This window comes from Streptomyces otsuchiensis, from assembly GCF_004305975.1.
Classification (GTDB): Bacteria; Actinomycetota; Actinomycetes; order Streptomycetales; family Streptomycetaceae; genus Streptomyces; species Streptomyces otsuchiensis.
On sequence record NZ_BHZI01000072.1, the window covers coordinates 1 to 21,768 of the forward strand.

Annotated in this window: 22 protein-coding genes; 12 read left to right on the forward strand and 10 right to left on the reverse strand. The window is 73.5% G+C overall.

Going from position 1 to position 21,768, the window contains the following annotated elements:
• Window positions 1-78 precede the first annotated feature (78 nt).
• The 3 genes from mqnC to E0D90_RS09305 all read left to right on the forward strand — a co-directional run bounded on the left by mqnC (window position 79) and on the right by E0D90_RS09305 (window position 3,397).
• Complete coding sequence (mqnC, locus tag E0D90_RS09295; RefSeq protein WP_130797312.1) at window positions 79-1,275, forward strand: cyclic dehypoxanthinyl futalosine synthase; 1,197 nt, start codon at window positions 79-81, stop codon at window positions 1,273-1,275.
• Window positions 1,276-1,374: 99 nt separating this feature from the next.
• On the forward strand, window positions 1,375-2,211 hold the full coding sequence (locus tag E0D90_RS09300) for an RNA methyltransferase (RefSeq protein ID WP_130797313.1): 837 nt from the start codon (window positions 1,375-1,377) through the stop codon (window positions 2,209-2,211).
• A 229-nt stretch (window positions 2,212-2,440) separates the two neighbouring features.
• A complete protein-coding gene (locus E0D90_RS09305; RefSeq protein WP_130797314.1) occupies window positions 2,441-3,397 on the forward strand; it encodes an alpha/beta fold hydrolase in 957 nt (318 codons plus the stop codon).
• Between the two features lie 118 nt (window positions 3,398-3,515).
• Here E0D90_RS09305 and E0D90_RS09310 read toward each other — a convergent pair whose 3' ends face one another.
• Window positions 3,516-4,235, reverse strand: coding sequence for a hypothetical protein (locus E0D90_RS09310; RefSeq protein WP_130797315.1), 720 nt, complete (start codon window positions 4,233-4,235; stop codon window positions 3,516-3,518).
• 172 nt (window positions 4,236-4,407) lie between these two features.
• Here E0D90_RS09310 and E0D90_RS09315 point away from each other — a divergent pair, with 172 nt between their 5' ends.
• The 3 genes from E0D90_RS09315 to E0D90_RS09325 all read left to right on the forward strand — a co-directional run bounded on the left by E0D90_RS09315 (window position 4,408) and on the right by E0D90_RS09325 (window position 5,710).
• Window positions 4,408-4,680, forward strand: coding sequence for a DUF2630 family protein (locus E0D90_RS09315; RefSeq protein WP_103501192.1), 273 nt, complete (start codon window positions 4,408-4,410; stop codon window positions 4,678-4,680).
• 83 nt (window positions 4,681-4,763) lie between these two features.
• Window positions 4,764-5,240, forward strand: coding sequence for an ArsR/SmtB family transcription factor (locus E0D90_RS09320; RefSeq protein ID WP_130797316.1), 477 nt, complete (start codon window positions 4,764-4,766; stop codon window positions 5,238-5,240).
• Window positions 5,237-5,710, forward strand: a complete 474-nt coding sequence (locus tag E0D90_RS09325; RefSeq protein ID WP_103501194.1) for an SRPBCC family protein — start codon at window positions 5,237-5,239, stop codon at window positions 5,708-5,710. Before E0D90_RS09320 ends, E0D90_RS09325 begins: the two co-directional genes overlap by 4 nt.
• Window positions 5,711-5,745: 35 nt before the next feature.
• Here the strand turns inward: E0D90_RS09325 and E0D90_RS09330 are convergent, their stop codons facing one another.
• A complete protein-coding gene (locus E0D90_RS09330) occupies window positions 5,746-6,564 on the reverse strand; it encodes a DUF3152 domain-containing protein (protein ID WP_227870095.1) in 819 nt (272 codons plus the stop codon).
• A 186-nt stretch (window positions 6,565-6,750) separates the two neighbouring features.
• On the opposite strand from E0D90_RS09330, the gene E0D90_RS09335 reads away from it, so the two are divergent.
• The 4 genes from E0D90_RS09335 to E0D90_RS09350 all read left to right on the forward strand — a co-directional run bounded on the left by E0D90_RS09335 (window position 6,751) and on the right by E0D90_RS09350 (window position 10,651).
• Complete coding sequence (locus tag E0D90_RS09335; RefSeq protein ID WP_130797318.1) at window positions 6,751-7,533, forward strand: demethylmenaquinone methyltransferase; 783 nt, start codon at window positions 6,751-6,753, stop codon at window positions 7,531-7,533.
• Window positions 7,534-7,638: 105 nt separating this feature from the next.
• Entirely contained in the window at window positions 7,639-8,949 is a 1,311-nt protein-coding gene (locus E0D90_RS09340) for a geranylgeranyl reductase family protein (protein WP_130797319.1), read from the forward strand.
• Between the two features lie 361 nt (window positions 8,950-9,310).
• On the forward strand, window positions 9,311-10,054 hold the full coding sequence (locus E0D90_RS09345; RefSeq protein WP_130797320.1) for a hypothetical protein: 744 nt from the start codon (window positions 9,311-9,313) through the stop codon (window positions 10,052-10,054).
• A gap of 99 nt (window positions 10,055-10,153) precedes the next feature.
• Window positions 10,154-10,651 (forward strand): GNAT family N-acetyltransferase, encoded by a 498-nt coding sequence (locus tag E0D90_RS09350; RefSeq protein WP_130797321.1) that lies wholly within the window; start codon window positions 10,154-10,156, stop codon window positions 10,649-10,651.
• A gap of 58 nt (window positions 10,652-10,709) precedes the next feature.
• Here the strand turns inward: E0D90_RS09350 and E0D90_RS09355 are convergent, their stop codons facing one another.
• From E0D90_RS09355 to E0D90_RS09365, 3 genes are all read right to left on the reverse strand, one after another.
• Window positions 10,710-11,051, reverse strand: coding sequence for an SCO4225 family membrane protein (locus tag E0D90_RS09355; RefSeq protein ID WP_227870096.1), 342 nt, complete (start codon window positions 11,049-11,051; stop codon window positions 10,710-10,712).
• A gap of 141 nt (window positions 11,052-11,192) precedes the next feature.
• A complete protein-coding gene (locus E0D90_RS09360) occupies window positions 11,193-11,876 on the reverse strand; it encodes a response regulator (protein WP_130797322.1) in 684 nt (227 codons plus the stop codon).
• Complete coding sequence (locus E0D90_RS09365; RefSeq protein ID WP_130797323.1) at window positions 11,861-14,266, reverse strand: sensor histidine kinase; 2,406 nt, start codon at window positions 14,264-14,266, stop codon at window positions 11,861-11,863. The genes E0D90_RS09360 and E0D90_RS09365 overlap by 16 nt, the downstream gene beginning before the upstream one ends.
• A 149-nt stretch (window positions 14,267-14,415) precedes the next feature.
• On the opposite strand from E0D90_RS09365, the gene E0D90_RS09370 reads away from it, so the two are divergent.
• The gene (locus tag E0D90_RS09370) at window positions 14,416-14,799 is read left to right on the forward strand and encodes a nuclear transport factor 2 family protein (protein WP_103501026.1); all 384 of its coding nucleotides are present in this window, start codon (window positions 14,416-14,418) and stop codon (window positions 14,797-14,799) included.
• 85 nt (window positions 14,800-14,884) lie between these two features.
• Window positions 14,885-15,535 (forward strand): helix-turn-helix domain-containing protein, encoded by a 651-nt coding sequence (locus E0D90_RS09375; protein WP_130797324.1) that lies wholly within the window; start codon window positions 14,885-14,887, stop codon window positions 15,533-15,535.
• 9 nt (window positions 15,536-15,544) lie between these two features.
• Here the strand turns inward: E0D90_RS09375 and E0D90_RS09380 are convergent, their stop codons facing one another.
• The 5 genes from E0D90_RS09380 to E0D90_RS26545 all read right to left on the reverse strand — a co-directional run.
• A complete protein-coding gene (locus tag E0D90_RS09380) occupies window positions 15,545-16,873 on the reverse strand; it encodes a hypothetical protein (RefSeq protein ID WP_130797325.1) in 1,329 nt (442 codons plus the stop codon).
• 18 nt (window positions 16,874-16,891) lie between these two features.
• Entirely contained in the window at window positions 16,892-18,283 is a 1,392-nt protein-coding gene (locus E0D90_RS09385; protein WP_103504445.1) for an ATP-binding protein, read from the reverse strand.
• A gap of 60 nt (window positions 18,284-18,343) precedes the next feature.
• Window positions 18,344-19,915, reverse strand: a complete 1,572-nt coding sequence (locus E0D90_RS09390; protein ID WP_130797326.1) for an SCO6880 family protein — start codon at window positions 19,913-19,915, stop codon at window positions 18,344-18,346.
• A complete protein-coding gene (locus E0D90_RS09395) occupies window positions 19,912-21,183 on the reverse strand; it encodes a hypothetical protein (protein ID WP_130797327.1) in 1,272 nt (423 codons plus the stop codon). Before E0D90_RS09395 ends, E0D90_RS09390 begins: the two co-directional genes overlap by 4 nt.
• The coding region (locus E0D90_RS26545) for a DUF8175 domain-containg protein (protein WP_157996842.1) at window positions 21,173-21,768 on the reverse strand (596 nt) is incomplete at its 5' end. The genes E0D90_RS26545 and E0D90_RS09395, both read right to left, overlap by 11 nt.

A 21,768-nucleotide genomic window follows, 5' to 3' on the forward strand; every position in this document is an offset into this window, starting at 1 on the left:
GGTGACGCGCTCCCCGGGGGGCGGTGGCGGGGGCGTACGCTGGACCGGTCTTCAGCCACCCGCGGAGGGGACCCGACCATGGCTTTCAGCGCCGAGCTCCAGTCCACGCTCGACCGTGCCGCCGACGGCGGACGGATCAGCGCAGAAGAGGCGCTGGAGCTGTACCGGCACGCCCCGCTGCACGCGCTGGGCGGTGCGGCCGACGCCGTCCGCCGCCGTCGCTACGCGGGCACCGAGCACATCGCCACGTACATCATCGAGCGGAACATCAACTACACCAACTCGTGTGTGACGGCGTGCAAGTTCTGCGCGTTCTACGCCCCGCCGAAGAGCGAGGACGTCTGGGTCCGCGACCTGGACGACATCCTGCGGCGCTGCGCGGAGACGGTGGAGCTGGGCGGCACCCAGATCATGTTCCAGGGCGGCCACCACCCGGACTTCGGTGTGGAGTACTACGAGCGGCACTTCTCCGCGATCAAGGAGGCGTTCCCGCAGCTGGTGATCCACTCGCTGGGCGCCTCCGAGGTGGAGCACATGGCCCGGATCTCCGGGGTCTCCCCGGAGGAGGCGACCCGCCGCATCCACGAGGCGGGGCTGGACTCGTTCGCGGGGGCCGGTGCCGAGCTGCTGCCGGCGCGGCCGCGCAACGCCATCGCGCCGCTGAAGGAGTCCGGTGAGCGCTGGCTGGAGATTATGGAGGCCGCGCACAACATGGGCGTGGAGTCCACCTCCACGATGCTGATGGGCACCGGCGAGACCAACGCGGAGCGGATCGAGCACCTGCGGATGATCCGCGACGTGCAGGACCGCACGGGCGGCTTCCGCGCGTTCATCCCGTACACCTACCAGCCGCAGAACAACAAGCTGCGCGGCCGCACCCAGGCCACGCTCTTCGAGTACCTGCGGATGATCGCGATCGCGCGGATCTTCTTCGACAACGTCGCGCACATCCAGGGTTCCTGGCTGACCACGGGCAAGGAGGTCGGCCAGCTGTCGCTGCACTACGGCGCGGACGACCTGGGTTCGGTCATGCTGGAGGAGAACGTGGTCTCCTCGGCCGGTGCCAAGCACCGCTCCAACCGGATGGAGCTGCTGCACCTGATCCGCACCGCCGGCCGGGTCCCGGCGCAGCGCGCCACCACCTACGAGCACCTAGTGGTGCACGAGGACCCCGCGCAGGACCCGGTGGACGACAAGGTGGTCTCCCACCTCTCCTCCACCGCGATCGAGGGCGGCACCGCCCACCCCGAGCTGAAGCTGATCGACGCGAACTGACCCCGGCCACGGCCCCGCCCGGCGTCCGCCGGGCGGCACGGCGCCCGCGTGGCGCAGCCGTGGTGCCCGCGTGGCGTTCGCACGACGAAGAGGACGACGGTGGCCGTACGGCGCATCACCACCCGCAACGCCCGTTTCCAGCAGTGGCAGGCGCTGCTGGCCAACCGCAACAAGCGGCTGCGCGCGGGCGAGTTCCTGGTGCACGGTGTCCGCCCGATCACCCTGGCCGTCGAACGCGGCTGGCCGGTAAGGGCGTTGCTGTACGACGGTGAGCGGCGGCTCTCGCGGTGGGCGCGGGAGCTGCTGGCCGACAGCTCCGCCGAGAGCTGGGCGATGGCACCGGAGCTCCTGGCCGAGCTGGGCGAACGCGGCGACGGGACCGAGTTGTTGGCGGTGGTGGAGATGCCGCCGGACGATCTGTCGCGCATCCCGGTGGGCGCGGGTTTCCTCGGGGTCGCCTTCGACCGGCCGACGAGCCCGGGCAACATCGGCACCATCGTGCGCTCCGCCGACTCCTTCGGCGCGCACGGTCTGGTGGTGACCGGCCACGCGGCGGACGTCTACGACCCCAAGGCCGTTCGCGCCAGCACCGGTTCGCTCTTCGCGCTGCCGACGGTGCGGGCGCCGGGCCACCGCGAGGTGGCGGCGTGGCTGGAGGCGTCCCGTCGCGCCGGGACGGCGGTCACCGTGATCGGGACCGACGAGGACGGCGACATGGACGTCTCCGCCTGTGACTTGACCCGTCCGGTGCTGCTCGCTGTCGGCAACGAGACGTCGGGGCTGAGCCCCGCGTGGCGCGAGCTGTGCGACGAGACGGTCTCCATCCCCATGACGGGGTCGGCGAGTTCGCTCAACGCGTCCAACGCGGCCAGCGTCGTGCTCTACGAGGCGGCGCGTCAGCGGATCGCGGCGGCGGGTGGCGTGCCGGGTGCGTGAACCACGGTGAGCCCACCGCCTCAACACCCTTGACGCGATGGGCGATCGGGGTGTCACACCGCCGTCGGTCCCGTCTTTGCGCGACGCGGCCCGGCGCTCGGCGGCGTGGGAACCGGCGTCGTCAACCAGGACACGGTGAATCGCCCACGAAAGGGTCACGGGCGCCGGTCGCCGACGGCGGCTGCTAATCAGGGACTTCGTTGTTCTTCCGAAGCCTTGGAGTTGCCTCATGCCCACCGACGCAGTCCTCACGCAGGACACGTCACCGGTCGCGGAGCCCCACCCGGCGGAGGCCGTACTGATCGAGGAGCGGTCCCTCGTGCTCGACGGATTCCGCTTCACCTGCAGGGTCGTCGACCGCGGCGCACCCGTCACCGAGCCCATCCTGATACTGGGCGGATCAATGCAGGACCGCAATTCGTACGTCCGGCACGAGAAATGGCTGAGCACGGTCGGCCGGGTGATCACCGTCGACCTTCCCGGTTATGGAGGGGCCGACTTTCTGCCGGGTGAGTTCGGTGTCGACTTCCTCGCCGCCGCGACCCGGCACCTTCTGGACGAACTCGGCGTCCCACGCGTCAATATGGTCGGTGCCTGTTACGGCGGGGCGATCGGTCTGCGGTTCGCCCAGCACCACCCGGAAAGGGTGGCGCGGCTGATGCTGGTCGGAATGACCACGCATGTCACCGCGGAGTACACGGCGTCCATGGAACGCTGGGCCGCGATGATCGAACGGGACGACACGGCGGGCATCGCGCGCGAGCTGGCCGAGGGCTTCGTCTCCCCGCTCGGCGCGGGCCGGGTGCGCAAGCACGCCGCCATGGCGCGGCTCGTCCACCAGCAGATCACGGGGCAGAACGCCGAGCAGCGCCGCAACTCCGCCGAGCACAACTCCCGGATGCTGCGGCACGACTGGTACCGGCCGGAGCCCGTTCCCGAGGTGCCGAGCCTGGTGGTGACCGGAGAGCACGACACCCTCACGACGCCGGCCATGGGGCGCGAGGTCGCCCGCAGCCTGCCCCGGGCACGGTTCCTCACGATCGACGAGACGGACCACCTCGCCCCGATGGAACGCATCGCCGACTTCGCGGACCTGGTGGTGCGCTTCTGCACCGACGCGTCGCTGGACGAACTGCCGTACTGCAGCTCCCCCGAGACGCTGGGCACGGCCCTCACCGCACGGTGAGCATGATGCCGCCGGTGCTCCACGCCGGGTGCCCGCCGCGCCGCCAGCGGCACCTCCCGGACGCCGGGCCGTTCCGGCGCCGGGAGGGACCACCGCTCCCGGACGCCGGGGCCGTGGGTCAGCCGACGCCGAGGATGTTCTTGGCTGCCTCGACACCGCTCTCCGCGGTCAGTTCCGGGGTATCTGCGAACTGCCCACCGACCAGGGTCACCTGGACGTCGGGGAACTGCACGGTGATGACGACCACGGCGGCGGCGCCGGTGTCGGTGGTGCTGCTGTAAGCGATGCCACCGGCGCTCTCCACGGCCCGGTCCGGAACGACCTCCATGATGTCGAGGCTCTCGATCATGTCGGCCGAGATGATCTCGCCCGGCCCCTCCTCGACCGCCACGTTGAAGGTGGCGATGTCGGCGAGGTCGGTGGCGTCCGGGCGCTCCCAGTTGCAGAACGCCCCGTACTCGTCGACTTCGCTCGTCGCACTGTCGAGCGGGAGATCGCCGACGAGGTCGGCGACGTGGGTCGCGATGGCGGAGCAGTCCTCGTACGCGGCGGTCACGTCCTCGAAGCTGGGCGCCGCGGACCCGCCGGACCCGCCGGAGCCGGAGGAGTCGTCGGCGTCGCCGGACTCCTCGGCGTCGTCCGCGTCGTCGCCTTCGGAGTCGTCGCCTTCGGTGTCCTCGTCGGCGTCGTCCTCGTCGGCGTCGTCCCCGGCGTCCGTGGAGGTGTTCTCCTGGTCGGCGCCGTCGGCCGCGTCGTCGGAGCTGTCGCCCGAGGAGCACGCGGCCAGCGGGAGGGCGGCGAGGAGAGCCAGCGCGGGGAGGGCACGAAGTCTTCGCATCTCCGCACCGTAACAACCGGCGACTCTCGGCGAATCACGACGCCGCAACGAATCCGGAGCGGTTGAGAACGGCCGGGCGGGGCACTGCCGGGCGGGCTGCCCCGGGGGCGAAGCGCTCCGATCGCGGGTGGAGGGACCCGCGCCTAGCCTGGAGCGCGAGGAGGTGGCCGCAATGGCAACGGAGCGTGACGACAGTGACGGCGGGCAGCAGGAGATCCTGTCCCGCGTGCGCGAACTGGTCGCCACCGAGCGGACCCTGCGCGGACGGCTGGCGGACGCGGCGCTCGACGGCGAGGACGAACGGAGCCGGCTGGCCGAGGTCGAACGCGAGCTGGACCAGTGCTGGGACCTGCTGCGGCAGCGCCGCGCCAAGATCGAGTACGGCGAGGACCCCGACGACGCCCGGGTCCGCCCCACGGCCGAGGTGCAGCGGTACCTCTCCTGATCTGATCCCGCGTGCCCACCGGACGAACGTGACAGTGAAGCGAATACTTGACTGTTGATGGCTGGCGAGCGACACTTAAGAACATGCTTAACAAAGGCGCGGCCGACAAGAGCCCGACGGGCGACGGCGAGGCCGAGACCGACACCGAGGCCGGCCCGGATCTGGACCGCGTCCTGCAGGCCCTGTCCGACGGGAACCGGCGGCTCATGGTCGAGCGGCTCACCCGTGGACCGGCCTCGGTCAGCGAACTGTCGGAGCCGTTCGCGATGTCGCTGTCGGCGGTGATGCAGCATCTGTCCGTCCTGGAGACGGCCGGTGTGGTGCGCACCGCCAAGACCGGCCGGGTCCGCACCTGCCATCTGGAACCCGCCGCGCTCCGTGCGGCCGAATCATGGCTGCACGGGCGGCGCACCGACTGGGAGCGACGCCTGGAGACGCTCGACCGCGTACTGGCCGAGGCTCCGACGGCCGAGACAGCAGCCGGCACCCACACTGCCGGCACCCCCGTGACCGGCGCCCCGAAGCCCGGCACCCCGTCCGAGGAGGACGAGCAGCGATGACCACCCACTCCGCACACCCCGGGTCCGCGACCCGGCCCGCCCGGCACGCCACCTTCAGCGTCGAGCGCGTCTACGAACAGCCGCCCGCGCGGGTCTTCGCGGCCTGGGCCGACCCCGCGACCAAGGCCCGCTGGTTCACCGAGCCCGGCTTCCGGCACGAACTGGACTTCCGCCCGGGCGGAAGGGAGATCACCCGGGGCAGCCGGCCCGGCGGGCCGGAGCTGACGTTCGCCTCCGCGTACCACGACATCGTCCCGGACCAGCGGATCGTCTACTCCTCGGTGCTCTCCGAGGGGGAGCGGGTCGCCACGGTCTCCATCACCACCGTCGAACTGGTGCCGGAGGGGGAACACACCCGGCTGGTGCTGACCGAGTACGGGGCCTTCCTCGACGCCCTGGAGGAGCCCGAGTGGCGTGAACGCGGCACGCGGGCCTGGATGGAGAACCTGGGCGCCGAGCTGGGCGCCTGACCTCGGCGCGTGGCTGGACCCCCCGCCGGACCCCCTCAGGGGACCCAGGGCCCGTCGATGAACTCGCCGTCCTCGCCGTAGGGCCAGGCGTTGGCCACGCAGCCGTCGAGCCCTCTGATCTGCTGCATCATCGCCGGGGCGAGTTCGCCCTCGCCGGGGCAGCCCGCGTGGCCGTGGCCGATGCGGTGGCCCACCTCGTGGTTGATGATCAGCGCCCGGTACTCGCCGATCGGACCGTCGAACTCGGGTGAACCCTCCACCCAGCGACGGAGGTTGACGACCACGTCGTCATCGATGCGGCAGTTGACCTCGCCCTGGGTGTCCAGGCCGTAGCGGCCGCAGAGTTCGTCCACGGTGTCGGGCGTCGCGATCATCACGTTGAGGTCGGTGTCGCCGTCGGCGACCAGGGCGAAGGCGCTGTCGCCGTCGTTGGTCCAGCCGCGCTCGTGCCCCAGGATGGTGTGGATCTCGGCGGCGGCCGCGTCCGGGTCCAGCTCGATGTTGTCCTCGACCTGCACCTGGTAGCGGTAGACCGTCCCCTCCGATGGCCCGACCGTCTCAGCGTCGGCGACCGCGCTGGTGAAGGTCCCGGGCCCCGACTCGGGCACGGGTATCGCGGTCGGGCTGGGCGAGGGCCGCTGGGTGCCCGAGGCGCGCGGCAGTTCGTGGTCCTCGGTGCGGTCGGCCCGGGCGGTGTCACCGGAGCCCGCCGGGCGGCCGTCGTCCCCGTCGTCCCCGGAGCCGCTCATCGCGATCACACCGGCGGTCCCGCCGACCGCGAGGGTGAGCACCAGGATCGTCCGACGGAGCCGCGCGACGCGGCGGGCGCTGGCGGCGGTACGACGGGGAGGCACGTCGGGGAACGCTACAACATGACGATCGGGGCGCCGCACGCTCGCGCTCCCCCGGCGTACCGGGCGAGCCCGCGCGTACTCCCGGGCGCCCCGCGTCCGCCGCACACGCCACGGGCACGCTCCCGGCGCGGGGCGCGCCGGCCACCCCGCCCGCGTCCGCCCCGCGACGGGCGGGACAATGACGGGGTGACCCGCGCTTCCCTGGACAAGCAGCCGAGCGAAGTCGCCGCGATGTTCGACGCGGTGGCCGCCAAGTACGACCTGACCAACGACGTGCTGGCGCTGGGCCAGAACAGACGCTGGCGGAAGGCGGTGGCCCGCGCCGTGGGCGCCGGGCCGGGCCAGCGGGTCCTGGACCTGGCCGCCGGCACCGGCACCTCGTCCCTGCCCTTCGCGGACGCGGGGGCGTACACCGTCCCGTGCGACTTCAGCCAGGGCATGCTCGCCGAGGGCAAGCGGCGACTGCCGTGGATGCCGTTCACCGCGGGCGACGCGACCCGGCTGCCGTTCGTCGACGACGCCTTCGACGCCGTCACCATCTCCTTCGGGCTGCGCAACGTCCAGGACACCGACGCCGCGCTGCGGGAGATGCTGCGGGTGACGCGGCCCGGCGGGCGGCTGGTGGTCTGCGAGTTCAGCCACCCGACGTGGGCGCCGATGCGCACCGTCTACACCGAGTACCTGATGCGGGCGCTGCCGCCCGTGGCGCGCAAGGTCTCCAGCAGCCCCGACGCCTACGTCTACCTCGCCGAGTCGATCCGCGCCTGGCCGGACCAGCCGGGCCTGGCGGCGAAGCTGCAGCGGGCCGGCTGGACCTCGGTGGCCTGGCGCAACCTCTCCGGCGGCATCGTCACCCTCCACCGGGGCGTCAAGCCCACGGCGGGGAACGCGACGGGGAACGCCCGGGATACCGCCACCGAGACCGGTACCGGGACCGAGACCGGTACCGGGACCGACCGCGGCCGCTGAGCCCCGGCGCGCCGCGCCGGACGGCCGGGCCGCACCGACGGCTTCACCTGCCAGACACGACCTAGACTCGGGGATCACGCCCCAGGAACGATCGGAGAGCCGCTCGTGACCGAGCAGACCGAGCCGACCACGGCGCAGGACACCGCCGCCGAGAACCGCGCCGACGTGATCGTGGTCGGGGCCGGGCCCGGCGGCTCGGCCGCCGCCTACCACCTCGCGCAGTCCGGTCTGGACGTCCTGCTGCTGGAGAAGACCGCCTTCCCCCGGGAGAAGGTCTGCGGCGACGGCCTCACCCCGCGCGCCACCAAGCAGCTGGTCGCCATGGGGATCGACATCTCCGAAGAGGCCGGCTGGCTCCGCAACAAGGGCCTGCGCATCATCGGCGGCGGACAGCGCCTGCAGCTGGACTGGCCCGAGCTGGCCAGCTACCCCGACTACGGGCTGGTCCGCAAGCGCGACGACTTCGACGAGCAGCTGGCCCGCCAGGCCGAGAAGGCCGGCGCCCGCCTCCACGAGCGCTGCAACGTCTCCGGCCCGGTGCTGGACGACCGCACCGGCCGGATGGTCGGCGTCAACGCCAAGCTCGGAGCGGAGAAGCGGCCGGTGACCTTCCGCGCGCCGGTCGTCATCGCCGCCGACGGCAACTCCTCGCGGCTCTCCCTCGCCATGGGGCTGCACCGCGACGACAAGCGGCCCATGGGCGTCGCCGTCCGCACCTACTTCACCTCCCCGCGCCACGACGACGACTACCTGGAGTCCTGGCTCGAACTCTGGGACCGGCGCGGCAGCGAACCGCGGCTGCTCCCCGGCTACGGCTGGGTCTTCGGAATGGGCGACGGCACCTCCAACGTGGGCCTGGGCATCCTCAACAGCTCCAGCGCCTTCAAGGAGCTGGACTGGCGCGAGGTGCTGAAGGCATGGTGCGCCTCCATGCCGGAGGAGTGGGGCTACACCCCGGAGAACATGACCGGGCCGATCCGCGGCGCCGCGCTGCCGATGGCGTTCAACCGCAAGCCGCACTACAGCCGCGGGCTGATGCTGGTGGGTGACTCCGGTGGCCTGGTCAACCCGTTCAACGGCGAGGGCATCGCCTACGCCATGGAGTCCGGCGCCATCGCCGCCGAGGTCATCACCCAGGCCCACGCCCGCCGCACCCCCTCCCAGCGGGAGTTGGCGCTGCTCAACTACCCGAAGGTGCTGCGCGACACCTACGGCGGCTACTACACGCTGGGCCGCGCCTTCGTGAAGCTGATCGGCAACCCGAAGGTGATGAAGCTGGCGACCGACCGGGGGCTGACGCACCCGACGCTGATGCGCTTCACGCTGAAGATGCTGGCCAACCTCACCGACCCGACCGGCGGTGACGCGATGGACCGCGTGATCAACGGCCTGTCCAAGGTGGCGCCCCGCGCCTGAGGCACCAACCGCACGTCCTCGACGCCGAGCGGCGGCGTCCGGCCCCGGGCTGGACGTCGCCGCTCGGCGTCGCCGCTCGTCGTCGTCGCCGCTCGTCGTCGCCGCTCGTCGTCGCCGCTCGTCGTCGCCCGCCGCGCGCGGGCACGGGCCGGGTGCCGCCGCCAACTGCCGCTGTGGGGCGTGAAGTTACCCACAGGCTGAGCGGCAGCCTGTGGATAACCCCGTCGATTCACACCCCCACACTCCCGCAAAAGCTGACAGATCAGGCGGGGCGTGCTGTGGATCATGGACGGCACCCCGGGCCGTCGGCACCCGGCTCGGCGGCCCGTTCGCCACTACGCTGGGAACCCCCGACCGGGAGGTGAGGGCCATCAGTTCCCACCCCGACCCCGCCGACCAGGGCCGCCCGCGCACCTCGGACGAGGCCGCGGCCCTCGCCCACGGCTACCAGGTCTCCCCCGCCCCGGCGATCGAGGTCGCCGCGACCGCCGGCGGACTCGCCCGGCAGCTCGACGTCTACGGAGCGACCGGCCGGATGCTCCGCTCGTCTCTGCTCGGGGTGATGCTGCTGGCCGCGGCGGTGGTGGCGCTGGTGGACGGGTCCGAGCCGCTGGTCGCCGTGGTCATGGCGGGGCTGCTGCTGACGGGCGCGTCCATGTGGCTGGTCTACCGCCGTCGCGCCGGGCGCCGCAGCCGGCAGCTGACCGAGCTGGTCACACAACACCCTTGGCAGGTCTGGCCGTTGCGGTCGGAGGCGCTCGGCTCCGTGCCACCAGGCCGCGCCGCGCCGCTCGGCGAGCGCCGGCTGACGCTGCTGTCCCCGGAGGGGCGGGCCGTGTACGAACTGCGGTCCTTCGTCCACCCGGAGGTCGCCGCGGAGTTCACCGAGGAGGGCGGCGGGGTGCTGTGGGTCGCGGGGGCGCCCGACGGGCCGGCGGTCGCGCTGGCGGCGCCCGGTGGCGCCCGGGTCTGGCCCGCCTCCCCCGCACCGCCGGGCCCGCCGGCTGCTCCGGGCCCGCCAGGTGCGGCGCCGCGCGCGGAGGTGCTCGCCCGGCTGGTGGCCCGCGCCCGCTCCGGGACCGCCTGGACGGACCGAACCGCCTGAGGCCGCCCCGCCGGTTCCGATCCGCCGGCTCCGCCTCGTCGGCGCACCGCCCGGCGGATGTCGTTGCGGTGGGCGGACACGGCTGACAGCATCAGCCGTATGGCGTACCGGCTGCGGGAGACACGTGGCGCCGACTGGTCGAGCTACCGAAGGCTGCGGCTCGCGGCGCTCCGCGACCCGGCGGCTCCGGTCGCCTTCTTCGAGCCGGTCGAGCAGGCCCTGCGCCGCACCTCCGGCGAGTGGACGCGGCGCGCCACCTCCAACCCGGTGCGCACCACCTTCGTGGTCGAGGGCGCGGACGAGGACTGGGCGGGAATGGCGACCGCCCTGGTGACCGACGACGGTCACGTCCACATCGTCGGGGTCTATGTGCGCCCCGAGCAGCGGGGCACCGGCCTGGCCGAGCGGCTGATGCGCGCCGCGATCGACTGGTCGGGCGCCCGCGAGGTGCGGCTGGACGTCCACGAGGACAACGAGCGCGCCGCGCGGTTCTACCGGCGGCTCGGGTTCCGGCCCACCGGCCGCAGCACACCCGACCCGCGCGATCCCACGCTGCGCACCGTCGAACTCTCCCTCGCCGTACAGCAGTCCGGCTGACGGAGCGGCAACGGCAAGCGAACGGCGGGGCGTTGTGCCCCGCCGCCCGCGTCACGGCTCAGGACGCCGGCCGGGCCCGCAGCGTGCGGTAGCACCAGCCGATGACGAAGGCGTTCACCAGCGCGCCGAGCGCGGACGCCGCCACCAGGAAGGCCAGGTGGTCCGGGAGTCCGAGCATCAGCAGACTGACCGGCGCGGTCGCCATGAACGGCACCACCGCCGCGAACGACCCGTCCGGCTGCGGCATGTTGCTGACGACGATCGCCCAGATCCACAGGGCGGTGACGACGCCGAGGTAGACGAGGGAGGGCAGGGCGGTCAGGGCATCGCGCGCGGTGCGGACGACGGAGAGACGGGTGGAGGTCATGGTGGTCTGCTCCCCGGGTGCGGTGGTGGCCATGGTGACGTGGTCCTCTCGTGGAGGTGGTGCGGAACGGGACCCGACGGTCAGGCCCGACGGTCGGGGTGGTGCGGTCGCGGTGGTGCGGTCGGGGTGGTGCGGTCGGGCCTGGGCGGGCGGACGTCGGTCCGGCCCGCGGCATCACTCCGCCGGGCTCGGCGGGCGGGGCCGGGTCAGGCCCAGGTCGTAGGCGAGGATCGTGGCCTGCACGCGGTCGCGCAGGCCGAGCTTGCGCAGCAGCGCGTTGACGTGCGACTTCACGGTGCCGACGGTGATGCCGAGCTGGTCGGCGATCTCCGCGTTGCTCAGCCCCGAGGCGATCAGCGTCAGCACGTACCGTTCGCGTGCCGTCAGCCTGGCGACCGCCCCGGCGCTCTCGGCCGTCCGGGAGCGCCGGTCGGGGCCGTCCGCGTAGTGGCTGATCAGGCGGCGGGTCGCGGACGGGGAGAGCACGCTCTCCCCGGAGGCCACGACCCTTACCCCGTCGAGCAGTTCGGAGGCCCGGACGTCCTTGAGCAGGAAGCCGGAGGCCCCGGCGCGCAGCGCGTCGAAGACGTAGGAGTCCAGGTCGAAGGTGGTCAGCACCAGCACCCGCGGCGCGTCCGGGCGGGAGGTGATGAGGCGGGTCGCGGCGATGCCGTCCACCTCGGGCATCCGCACGTCCATCACCACGACATCGGGAGCGAGCCGTTCCGCGAGCCGCACGGCCTCCGCGCCGTCGCCGGCCTCCCCCACCACCGTCAGGTCCGGCTCGGCGTCGATGACGGCGGCGAATCCCGTGCGGACGACGCTCTGGTCGTCCACGACCATCACTGTGACGGGCATCGGGGGTCCTCCTCGTCTCCGTGCCCGGTGGGCACGGTTCGGCCGGTGCCGGAGGCACCCTGTCCTGGCCCCTCGCCGGCCTGCGGCGGGGACGGAGTCCGCTCGGCGACCGCCGGGGCGTCCGCCGCCGGTGGCTCCAGCGGCAGTCGCAGCTCGGCGGTTCCGCCGGATCCGGTCGACAGCGTGCCACCGAGCGCGGCGGCGCGGGCGGTCAACTCCTCGCGCTGCTCGGGCCGTAGTGCGCGCACCCCGGTGGCGCGCAGCGTCAGGCATCCCGCACCGGCCTCGACCCGCAGTTCGGCCGGGCCCTCGCCACCGGCCGTCAGCAGCGTCTCGGCGGCGCGGTAGGCGGCGATGTCCACGGCGGACGGCAGGGGCCGTGGCACGCCCGGGTCGATCGCGGCCGCGACATCCCGCCCGGCGGCCCGGCTCTGCCGCACGAGGAGGTCCAGCGCCTGCAGGGTGGGCTGGGGGCGGCGCTCGGCGTACTCCTGGGTGGCTCCGCCGCTGTCGAGGAGCGCCCGCATGGCTGCGAGCGCCTCGCGGGCCCGCTCGGCGGTCTCCTCCAGCCGCCCGTTCTCGGCCTCGCGCACCATCTCGGCGGTACGCGCCAGCACGGTGGTCTCCAACCCGGAGGTGATCCGCACGCGTTCGCCCCAGGCGTCCCGGACCGCCTCGCCCGTCCAGGCGGTGATGCGGTCCTCGTTCGCCTCCCGCGCCGCTGTGCGGCGCCTGCCCTGGCGTCCACCGAGCCACCACGCCGCCGCGACGGCGAGCGCGGGCAGCCCCACGGCGGCCACCGCCCCGGGTGGGTCGGTCTCGACCGGCGCCGTACCGACGAGGAGGACCCCGACCGCCGCCTGCCCGGCGACGGCCACCATTGGCCAGAGTGGGCGCGGCCCGGGTGCGGCCCCGGCCGTGCGGGAGGCCAGTACGGCGACTGCGGCACAGGTCGCGGCGGCGGCCAGCAGCGCGGGCACCAGCACCGGTCCGCCGTACCCGGCTGCGGCCCCCGCGGGCCAGAGCGCCGCCAGCACCAGCACGGTGACGAGCGCGCCGCGCGGGGACTGCCGCGCCCACAGCACCACCACCGCCTGCGCCGCGGCGAGCAGCGTGAACAGCACCCCGGCGGCGGCACCGCTGCCGGGAGAGGGGTCCGCGGACCGCACGGCGAGGAACGGCAGCAGCGGGTTGAGGCAGAGCACGGCCGCCGTGAGGACCTGCGCGACGCGACGTGCCCGGGGGACCGGGGTGTGCGGCAGTCCGCCGTCCGGCCCGGGCAGCCAGGCCGTCACGCTCCAGCTCCCGTCCGGGCCGGGCCCGCTGCGCAGGGTGCCGCCCGCCTCGCGGGCACGGCTGTGCAGGAACGCCTGGCCCCGGCCGCCGCCGAGCGAGGCGGCGCCCTCCTCGGCCTGCCCCGGCCGCTCGTTGCGGACGGTGACCTGGTGTCCGCCGCCGTGTTCCCGGCACTCCACGCTGGTGGGCGCGCCGGGGGCGTGCCGCACCGCGTTGGTGAGCGCCTCCCGGACGATGCCGTGGACCACCTCGCCGGCGGAGCCGTCGGGGAGGGACGACAACTCGCAGCTCACCGGCTGACCGAGGCGGCGCACGCCTTCCACCAGCGCGAGGAGCCGTTCACGCGGGGCGGCCGAGTCCGGCGGTTCCGGGGCCGGGGCCCGCACCGCGCCCAGCGCCTCCGTGACCTGGCGCCCGGTGCCGACGGCGAGGGTGAGCGCCTCCCCGGTCAGCTCCGGCCGCTTCTCCCGCAGCCCCAGCGCGACACCGGCGGAGACGACGACCGCCGTCAGATGATGGGCGCTGACGTCGTGCAACTCCCGTTCCACTCGGCGGCGTTCGGCGGCGGGCAGCCGGTGGCGCTCGGACGCCGCCCGGTCCAGCCGGCGCTCGGCGGCCCGCCGGTCCGCCCGCGCCCGGCGCCGGCGGACACCGGCTCCGACCGCCGCGACGTAGAGGACGGCGGTGAGCACGAGGTCGAGGCCGTTTCCGGCGCCGAGCGAGTGCAGCGTCATCAGGTACTGGGCCTGCCAGAGAGCCAGCGTGCCGACCGTCAGCAGCGCCGTCACGGTGTCCCGCAGCAGCGCGACCGTGTACAGCGCGAGGGCGACCCCCGCGGTGCCCAGCACGGCGGTGCCACCGTCGGGCAGCACCCCCGTGGAGAGGGCACACGCGGCGACCGTCACCGCCAGCGCCGGGACCGGGTGGGCGCGCCGCGCGGCGAGCGCACCGGCCACCACCAGCCCCGTGAGCGCCGCGGCCAGCAACTGCGTGGCGGTCGGCACCTCGCCACGCAGCAGCGCCACCCCTGGCCACACCAGGGCCTGGGCTGTCAGCAGCAGGACCGGGAGCATCCGGTCGTCGGTTCGTTTCATGATGTGTCGAGGCTATGGCCGCGGGTCACCGCGTGGCCTCGGGCCGAGGGCTGATTGCGGCCTCCAACCAGCGATAGAGAAACCCGCCCGCCCTCCACCCCCGGCCGTCCGGCCGGGCGATGTCAGTGGGCTGTGTCAGGGTGCCGGACATGGAACCGGCAGAGGTGGTCAGGGAGCTGTGGGCGCGCGTCGAGGCGCGGGACTGGCCGGGGGTGGGCGCGCTGATAGCGCGGGACGCCACGGTCGAGTGGCCGGTCAGCGCGGAGCTGATCGAGGGCCGGGAGAACTTCGTCTCGGTCAACAGCGAGTACCCGGAGGGCTGGTCGATCCGGGTACTGCGCGTCGTGGCCGACGGGGAGAGCGTGGTCTCGGAGGTGGAGGTGCCGCAGGAGGGTGTCGGCGTCTTCCGCGCCGTGTCGTTCTGGACCGTCCGGGACGGACTGGTCACCGCCGGGCGGGAGTACTGGACGAGCCCGGGCGCCGAGGAGCCACCCGCCTGGCGGACTCCCTACACGCGGCGGCTGCCCCGCTGAGCGGGCGCCCCGGCCCCGGCCGGGGCCGAGCGCGGTTGCGGCAACCCGGGTTGCCGGTGCCGGGAAGCCGGGGTGGCATGGAGCCATGACCTCCCCCGCCCACCGGCACGACGCGCCTCCCCCCGACGACAGCGACGACAACGGCGACGGCGACGGCCCCGCCGGAATCGGCGACGTGCTGGCAGAGGTGGGGCCGCGGCTCCGCCGGCTCCGGCAGCGGCGCGGCGTGACGCTGACGGCCCTCGCCGAGACCACCGGCATCTCCACGAGCACCCTCTCCCGGCTGGAGTCCGGGCGGCGGCGTGCCAGCCTGGAGCTGCTGCTGCCCATCGCCCGCGCCCACCGGGTGCCGCTGGACGACCTGGTCGGCGCTCCGGAGACCGGCGATCCCCGGGTCCGGCTGCGCCCGCAGCGGATGGGCGACCGCACCGTGCTGCCCCTGACCCGGCAGCCCGGGGCGCTCCAGGCGTTCAAGATGGTGATCCCCGGCGGCAAGGGCCAGGAGCCGGAGCTTCGCACCCACGAGGGCCACGAGTGGATGTACGTGCTCTCCGGCCGGCTGCGGCTGCGGCTGGCCGAACGGGACCTGGTGCTCGGCGCCGGTGAGGCCGCCGAGTTCGACACCCGGCTGCCGCACTGGTTCGGCAGCGCCGACGACCGCCCGGTGGAGCTGCTGGCGCTCTTCGGGCGGCAGGGCGAACGGATGCACGTCCGGGCCCGTCCCGCCGCGCGCTGAACGGGGGCGTCAGTGGGCGAAGCGCCGGGTGTCGACCCGGTCCAGCCGTGGCGCGACCGCGTCGAGCAGCGCGTGGCGCAGGGGCGCGGTCACCGCGGCGTCACCGACGACATAGAGCGTGCCGCCGCTCTCCAGCAGATCCTCCAGCGCCGCCGTGTCCGCCTTGCCCGGGGCGCACGCCTGGCTGACGGCGGGCCTCTCCAGCCCGGCCAGCGCCCGGTTGATCAGCGCCAGCGCGGAGTCCCGGCGACCTGGGTGCGCGGTGAGGGCGGCCTCCAGCTCCATGGACGCGCCGGGTGCGGCACGTGGGTGGGCGCGCAGCGTCCGGGCGGGTTCCGGCGCGTTGCTCTGTGCCCAGCGGTGTACGTCGCCGAAGGGTCTGCCGGTGATCGCGGCGGCGTGCAGATAGCCGCGCAGCACGGTCTCGGCGGTCTCGGCGTCCAGTTGGAAGACGGGGGCGGACGGCCGGACCGGGGCGAGGAGGGCCGCTGCCCGGCGGCGCGCGGTGGTGAGGTCGGCGCAGCCGTGGTGCGGCGCCCAGCGGAGCCGTACCGGGGTGTCGGTGAGGTGGTCCGGGTCGTAGAGGTGGACGCGGCCGTGGTCGGCGCGCCGCGCGGCGGTCGAGCGGTAGAGCCGTCCGTCGGGGTCGGCGACGGCCGCGGCGGGACCGGCGGCCAGCACGGCGCCCGCCGCGTCCCGGGCCTCTCCCGCCGCACCGGTCGCACTGGTCGTGCCCGTCAGGCTCCCGGTGGGGTGGTCGTGGTCGGGCGCGGGCCCGCCGGGGTGGGGGTAGCCGCGGTCGGGCGCGTTGGGCGCGGCGCGGGCTCCGGACGGGCGTTGGCCGGGCCCCGCCCCGCCCCGCGCCCGCCGTCCGCGCCACCGGCCGACGCGGATCGCGACCCACAGCACCGTGGCGAAGGCGACGGCCAGCTGGGCCAGGAACATCAGCCAGAGCAGCCCGGCGCCCGGCAGCGCCGCCGGGTCGGCGTGCGGCCACGCGGCTGCGACATCTCCCGGGGCGGTGAGGAAGGAGCGGATCGCCCCGGCCGTACGGGGGAACGCGACGCCCGACGGCCAGGAGCCCTGGTGCAGCAGCCCGGCCAGCCCGGTCGAGGACCAGACCAGCAGGGTCACCGAGATGGCGAACCCCAGCGATCCGACGACCAGCGCGTCGGGGACACCGCCGGTGCGGCGGCCGGGACCACCGGCCCTCCGGTCGGTGACGCCTCCGCCCGGACCGTAGGCGCCCGGACCGTAGGCGCCCGGACCGTGGGCGCCTGGTCCGTAGGGGTCCTCCGGTCCGTACGGGTCCGGCTGGGTGCCCTGGTGGTGGCTCATCGCGGCGGCCGCCTTCCGTCAGCGCGCCGAGCGCTTGTCGAACGACACCGGCGCGGCGTCCAGTTCGAGCGGCGGCAGCTCCCCGGCCGGCCCGGCGGTCAGCACGGGCGAGCCCTCGGTCATCGCGCGGTCGGTGAAGACCAGGGGGCGTTCGGCCTCGGTCACCAGGTGTTTGACCACCTGCACGTTGCCGTTGACGTCCCAGACCGCCATGCCGGGCGTGAGGGTGGGGATGATCTCCACCGCCCAGCGCGGGAGCCCGAGCACATGGCCGGTGGCTCTCGCCTCGTCGGACTTCTGGGCGTAGACGGTCCGGGTGGACGCCATCTTCAGGATCGCGGCCGCCTCCTTGGCGGCGGCGCCGTCCACCACGTCGGAGAGGTGGTGGACGACCGCCACGAAGGACAGGCCGAGCCGTCGGCCGAACTTCAGCAGCCGCTGGAACAGCTGCGCCACAAAAGGCGAGTTGATGATGTGCCAGGCCTCTTCCACCAGGAAGATCCGCTTCTTGCGGTCGGGCCTGATCCAGGTGTGCTCCAGCCACACCCCGACGATGGCCATCAGGATGGGCATCGCGATGGAGTTGCGGTCGATGTGGGAGAGGTCGAAGACGGTCAGCGGGGCGTCGAGGTCGATGCCGACCGTCGTCGGACCGTCGAACATCCCTCGCAGGTCACCGTCGACCAGCCGGTCCAGGACCAGCGCGACGTCCAGGCCCCACGCCCGCACGTCGTCGGGGGCGACGTTCATGGCCAGCGCCGACTCCGGCAGCGGATGGCGCAGCCGCTCCACGATGTCCGAGAGGATCGGCTGCCGCCCGGTGGTCTCCACACCGACCGTCTCGGTCACATGGGCGTGCGCGACCTTCAGCGCGAACCCGGAACGCTCGTTGAGGCCACGGCCCATCGCCACCTCGATGATGGTGCGCAGCAGCGCCAGCTGCCCGGTGGCGGTGATCGCCGGGTCGAGCGGGTTGAGCCGGATCGACTGCTCCAGCGCGGCCATCGGGTCCAGCCGGATGGGCGTGATGCCGAGCGCCTCGGCGATCAGGTTCCACTCGCCGACGCCGTCCTCACCCTGGGCGTCGAGCACCACCACCTGCCGGTCGCGGAACCGCAGTTGGCGCAGGACGTAGGTCTTCTCCAGGGCCGACTTGCCGTTGCCGGACTCCCCGAGCACCAGCCAGTGCGGCGCGGGGAGTTGCTGTCCGTAGAGCTGGAACGGGTCGTAGATGTAGCCCTTGCCGCTGTACACCTCGCGGCCGATGATCACGCCCGAGTCCCCCAGCCCGGGAGCGGCGGTCGGCAGGTAGACGGCCTGTGCCTGCCCGGTCGAGGTGCGCACCGGCAGCCGGGTGGTCTCCACCTTGCCGAACAGCAGCGAGGTGAAGGTCTCGGTGAGGGCCGCCATCGGGTCACGTGGCAGCACGTCGGTGCCTCCTCACTGCGGACGCGTCGGTGGCGCCGGCCATCAGCGGATCCCCGTCGCGAACGGCAGGGTGTTCACGAAGGCACGGTGGTGTTCCCGGTCGCACCACTCCAGCTTGAGGTATGACTTTCCCGCGGAGGCGCGGATAGTCCGCTTGTCGCGGGCCAGTGCCTCGGGGTTGGGCGAGGAGACGGTGAGGTAACCGACCAGGTTCACGCCGGCCGCGCCGGAGGCCAGGTCGTCGCCACGCTGGTCGACACGGCTGTGCGCGGCGACGTCACGGGGGTCGACCGTGCGGTTCATCTTGGCCGCACGGGCGGCCTCCGCCTCGTCGTTGGTCTTCTCCGTCAGCATCCGCTCGATGGCGATGTCCGTCGGCTCCAGGTCCATGCAGACCGCCACCGTGCGGATCACGTCGGGCGTGTGCACCAGCAGCGGCGCCAGGAAGTTGACGCCCACCGGGGTCAACGGCCACTCCTTGACCCAGGCCGTGGCGTGGCACCACGGCGCGCGGGTCCCCGACTCCCGGGTCTTCGCCTGGAGGTACGTCGCCTCGCGCGCGTCGAGTTCGGCCGGCCAGGCGTTGCGCTGCGACATGGCCTGTATGTGGTCGATGGGGTGGTCCGGGTCGTACATCGAGTGGATCAGCGACGACAGGCGCGCCTCGCCCAGCGGCTGCCGCACCCGGATGTCCGCCTCGGCCAACCGCGCGCAGATGTCCATCAGTTCGCGGGCCATAACGATGGCCAGCCCCTCGTCCTGCGTCATCCGGCGGGCCCGCGCACCCGCCACACCGGAACGCGAGGAGGCGCGTGCGGCGCGGGCGATCGTGGCCGCCTCGTTGGCGAGGTCCCGGTCGTGCCGCATGCAGGCCACCAGGTAGGCCCGGTGCTGCTCGCTGGAGGTCGACACCATCGACTGCAGCTGGTCGTAGGAGTTCTGCAACCACACCGGGGTGGTGAAGTCACCGCGCTCGGCGACGTCGTGGGCGTGCGCGTCGGGGTCGGCGGGAAGCGTCCGGGCCAGCATCTGCAGGCGGGTGACGAAGCCGTCCCCGTTCGCGACGTGCTTGAGCAGCGTGCCGAACCGGTCGACCAGAGCCTCCTGGTCCTCGCTGTCCCGCAGGCCCACGCCGGGGCCCTCGATCTCGATGGCCGCCGTGACCGTGCGCCGGTCGGCGTGGAGCAGCACCGTGATCTCGTCCGGCCCGAAGGGGGCGGCCAGCCAGCTGACCCGGCCCACGCCGGGCGGCGCGCCCACCGCGACCTCCCGGCCGTCCAGCGAGACCCCGGCCTCCGCCGCGCCCGACCGGTACCTGCCCCCGCGCCGCAGCGTGCGGCGGTACGTCCTGTTGATCTCGAACCACCTGTAGAACGTGCGGCCGTTGAACGGCACGAAGACGGCCGCGAGTGCGAGCGCCGGGAACCCCACCAGAGCGAACAGTCGGGGCATCAGGGCGGGGATCAGCAAGCCGCTCATCATGCCGAGGAACGCGCCCAGGATGATCAGGGCGATCTCGCCCGTCTCCCGGTTCTTGCCGATGATGGCGTTCGGCCGGGACCGCCCGATCAGATAGGTGCGGCGCCGGGTGAGGGTGGCCGGCGGAACGCTCACCGGTCACCTCCCTTGGCGCCCGGCCCGCCGGCACCGCCGCCCCGGCCGCCCGAGGACCCGCGCGAGCCGTGCGCCGCCATGCCGCCGGCCAGCGGGTTGGAACCGGACTGGCCGCCGCCTCCCGAAGCGCCCTGCGGGCCGGAGTTGCCGCCGCCACCACCCTCGCCGCCGCCGCGCGTGCCGTGTGTGCCCATGCCCTGCCGCAGCACCGTGGCGGGCGTGGCGATGGCGGCGTTCGCGGCGCGGCTGGAGGTGTCCTGGCGCATCGACCGGTGGTTGGCGATCTCGTCGCCGAACCCGGGAACGAAGCGGTAGATCATCGCCGAGGCGAAGATCGCCAGCAGGATGATCGCCAGACCGGAGACGATCGCGGAGAAGGCGGTCGGGCCGTCCGAGGTGGACAGCGCCGAGGCCAGTCCCAGGACGATCACGATCACAGGCTTGACCAGGATCACCGCCAGCATGATCCCCGCCCAACGGCGGACGTGGCCCCAGAGGTTCTTGTCGACGAGCCCCGCGTACACCGCCGTGCCCAGCAGCGCCCCGACGTACAGCAGCGCGGCCCTGATCACCAGCTCCAGCCACAGCACACCGGCGGCGAGGATCGAGATCAGCGACACCACGATCAGCATGATCGGGCCACCGCCGATGTCGTCCCCCGCCTCCAGCGCGGCGGCGAACTGACCGAAGAACGCGTCGGAGTTGTTGCCCGTGCCGGCCGCGATGACATCGGTGACCCCGTCGGTCGCCGCGACGATCACATAGAGGATCAGCGGAGTGAAGGCCGAGGCCATCACCGTCAGCCAGAGGAAGCCGACCGCCTCGGAGATCGCGGTCGTCAACGGCACCCCGCGAATCGCCCGCTTGGTGACCGCCAGCAGCCACAGGGTCAGCGTCAGCACGGTCGCGGCGGCGAAGACGACGGCGTACTGGCGCAGAAACGCCGCGTTGGTGAAGTCCACGTTGGTCGTGTTGTTGACCGCCACCGACAGCTGGTTCACCACCCAGGCCGCGGCGTCGGCGCAGCCCTGGGCGAGCGCGCTCAGGGGATCGAGCGTGGTGTCCAGCCGTGAGGTGTCGACGCCCCCGCCGCCACCTCCGCCGCCCTCGTCCTCGCAGTAGTCACGGGCGGGGCCGCGGATCAGGTCGCAAGGATCGTCCTCCGTGTCCTGCGCGACGGCTCGAGGCCCCAGGGCGATCGCTGCGCCGAGGAAGGCGGTGAGGGAGGCGGCCAGGGCGGCCACTCGTGGTCTGAGATCAGCGCGCATACGTGAACCCTCCGTACTGCTCGCTGGCCTCCGCCATCTCCTCTGCGGTGGAGGCCCGTTGGTCGCGTCCGACAGGCACCGGGCCCTCCGCCTGCGAGAAGTCCACGACCTTCCAGTCCCCGTCCTCCCAGCGCAAGTCGAAGGTGTTGGTGTACCAGGCTTCCGTCACGGGGTTGACCGAGCTCTCGCCGGCCACCCCGAAGAGGGACGTGAACCACACGTTCACGGTCGCGGTTTCGTCGCTGTACTCGATGGCCGTGGTGCCGACCGGAACCACCCGGGCGACGAACGTCATCCCCTCCGGAGGCGCCGCGTTCTGGTCGAGACCGACCCGGTCCAGGAACTGGGCGTCCGTGTAGACGCGTTCGAGCTCGGGACCCTGCTCCTCCGCCGCCCCTGCCGTGTAGACCGTCTCGACGATGGCCCGCCGGGTCTCGGTGACGAACATGCCCTCGCCGCCGAGGGCGACGGCGTAGTTGGCGGCGGCGCTCTCGGCGCCCTGCTCGGTCTGCGGGAAGCCGGTCGGGATGCCCTCGGTCGAGGTGCCGACCGGGTCCTCGCCGCTGGGGGCGGTCGGTGCGGGGC

Bases quoted from the DNA above. Each gene is read 5' to 3' on its own strand.
- E0D90_RS09305 (WP_130797314.1), top strand. From the start codon at position 2,441: ATGCCCACCGACGCAGTCCTCACGCAGGACACGTCACCGGTCGCGGAG.
- E0D90_RS09370 (WP_103501026.1), top strand. From the start codon at position 14,416: ATGGAACCGGCAGAGGTGGTCAGGGAGCTGTGGGCGCGCGTCGAGGCG.
- E0D90_RS09315 (WP_103501192.1), top strand. From the start codon at position 4,408: ATGGCAACGGAGCGTGACGACAGTGACGGCGGGCAGCAGGAGATCCTG.
- E0D90_RS09360 (WP_130797322.1), bottom strand. From the start codon at position 11,876: ATGCCCGTCACAGTGATGGTCGTGGACGACCAGAGCGTCGTCCGCACG.
- E0D90_RS09350 (WP_130797321.1), top strand. From the start codon at position 10,154: ATGGCGTACCGGCTGCGGGAGACACGTGGCGCCGACTGGTCGAGCTAC.
- E0D90_RS09375 (WP_130797324.1), top strand. From the start codon at position 14,885: ATGACCTCCCCCGCCCACCGGCACGACGCGCCTCCCCCCGACGACAGC.
- E0D90_RS09310 (WP_130797315.1), bottom strand. From the start codon at position 4,235: ATGCGAAGACTTCGTGCCCTCCCCGCGCTGGCTCTCCTCGCCGCCCTC.
- E0D90_RS09355 (WP_227870096.1), bottom strand. From the start codon at position 11,051: ATGGCCACCACCGCACCCGGGGAGCAGACCACCATGACCTCCACCCGT.
- E0D90_RS09395 (WP_130797327.1), bottom strand. From the start codon at position 21,183: ATGCGCGCTGATCTCAGACCACGAGTGGCCGCCCTGGCCGCCTCCCTC.
- E0D90_RS09365 (WP_130797323.1), bottom strand. From the start codon at position 14,266: ATGAAACGAACCGACGACCGGATGCTCCCGGTCCTGCTGCTGACAGCC.
- E0D90_RS09320 (WP_130797316.1), top strand. From the start codon at position 4,764: ATGCTTAACAAAGGCGCGGCCGACAAGAGCCCGACGGGCGACGGCGAG.
- mqnC (WP_130797312.1), top strand. From the start codon at position 79: ATGGCTTTCAGCGCCGAGCTCCAGTCCACGCTCGACCGTGCCGCCGAC.
- E0D90_RS09385 (WP_103504445.1), bottom strand. From the start codon at position 18,283: ATGGCGGCCCTCACCGAGACCTTCACCTCGCTGCTGTTCGGCAAGGTG.
- E0D90_RS09325 (WP_103501194.1), top strand. From the start codon at position 5,237: ATGACCACCCACTCCGCACACCCCGGGTCCGCGACCCGGCCCGCCCGG.
- E0D90_RS09380 (WP_130797325.1), bottom strand. From the start codon at position 16,873: ATGAGCCACCACCAGGGCACCCAGCCGGACCCGTACGGACCGGAGGAC.